Genomic DNA, 267 nt, shown 5'->3' with positions numbered 1-267 from the left:
CCAACATCGGAGATAAAAACGTCTCGGACGCACTTGAGCGTCTGTACAGTGAGGATGCGGACTGGAATCTGATCCTGTCAGAAATGAGCTCGGCTGCGGCGCAGGATCACGCAGAGCTGGTAGCATTCCTGCATGCCTCCCGCCGCGTGGACGAGCATGATCCATCAGATGCAATCGTCCTTTCACCCCACCTGTTAAAGCCTAAATTCAGCACCGCAGTTTACCGAGCCACGGAGTTCTTACCAGATCGCTTTCACGCCGGCCTAC

1 protein-coding gene is annotated in these 267 nt (G+C 55.4%); it reads left to right on the top strand.

The features are described from left to right. A partial coding sequence (locus SB689_RS23300) for a hypothetical protein (protein ID WP_410694423.1) occupies positions 1 to 267 on the top strand: 267 nt, incomplete at both ends.

It is taken from the genome of Chryseobacterium sp. SIMBA_038, from assembly GCF_046535115.1.
In the GTDB taxonomy this organism is placed as follows: Bacteria; Bacteroidota; Bacteroidia; order Flavobacteriales; family Weeksellaceae; genus Chryseobacterium.
The sequence above is the reverse complement of the archived record's forward strand: the minus strand, read 5'-3'. Positions and strand labels throughout refer to the sequence as shown.